This is a genomic window from Cupriavidus sp. DL-D2 (genome assembly GCF_039710735.1).
GTDB lineage: Bacteria > Pseudomonadota > Gammaproteobacteria > Burkholderiales > Burkholderiaceae > Cupriavidus.
Genome location: NZ_JBDKXK010000119.1, coordinates 1 through 1059 on the forward strand (window position 1 = coordinate 1; position 1059 = coordinate 1059).

General features: G+C 62.0%; 1 protein-coding gene. It reads right to left on the reverse strand.

Going from position 1 to position 1059, the window contains the following annotated elements; translation table 11 throughout:
* Positions 1 to 1059: ImcF-related family protein (locus ABDB81_RS30175; RefSeq protein ID WP_346814385.1), on the reverse strand; the 1059-nt coding region annotated here is incomplete at both ends.

Here is a 1059-nt window from a genome sequence, read left to right on the forward strand (position 1 = left end):
CCCATTTGCCGGCCTCATCGTTCATGCCCGTGGTCTGCAACTGCGCCAGATCGACCAGCGCGGCTTCGAGTTCCTGCATCACGGGTCGCACCACGATATCGCGGCTCGCCTTGATGTATGGCTTCCACAGTGCATCGAGCACTTCCGCATCGCTGTTCAAACCGAATCGCGTGAACAGCGGCGCGCCGTGCTGCACGCGGTACTCGTAACGCTGGATCTGCTGCTGCAGCGTATCGAGCGCCTTCAGTCGCACCACTTCGTTCGGCGCCGACTGGATCGCCTGCGCGGCCTCCTGCGCCGCCCGCAGATCGTACTGATTCCGCAGGCCGGAGACCACCATGCCCGTGGTCCAAAGACCAATTGCCACCAGCACCAGCCACGCACTAATCGTCAGCGGATGCATGCCCGTGCGCCGACCGGGCTGTCGTTGTACGGTATCGGCAAGGTGTTGCCACACCGCTAGTTCGTCACCCTGATGACCATTGCCCGCAACCGCCGGCACGAACGCCACGCCCCTCAACGGCAACTGCGCACGTGCGGCTTTTGCGAGCCCAAACAACCATTGCGCAAGCGCGCTGCTTCGCGTGTCCAACTTCCGCGACAGTTCACCCAGATACCGTTCCCGTGGCGTCTGCGGTAACCGGTCCAGACTCCGACACATCAACCGATCGCGCAACTTCAGCAACGCCGCCTCGCTCGCTTCGGCATCGCCTCCCTTCGGCACTTCGCAATAGATCAGCGGCGTATCGATTGCGGATGGCGCATGTTTTGAAGTTGCCTCCAGCACAAAGGTCGGCGCAGTCCATCGCAAGGCTTCGGCGATGCGCGCGAGCCGAATGCCATAAGACTCGATACCGCGACGCTGCGTCGGTAAATCCTTGTCGCCATCGGTCACGAGCACGATGGCATCGACGGGGCGGCGGCGACGGAGTTTGTAGAGATGCTTGAGCCAGGATGGATCGGGCTGCCCGTTGTCGCCAGTCCCATTCCACAGCAACACGGCATCGTCCGTTTGCTGAAAACCGTGTTCGACGATATCGGGAAGGAGACGCTGGATGG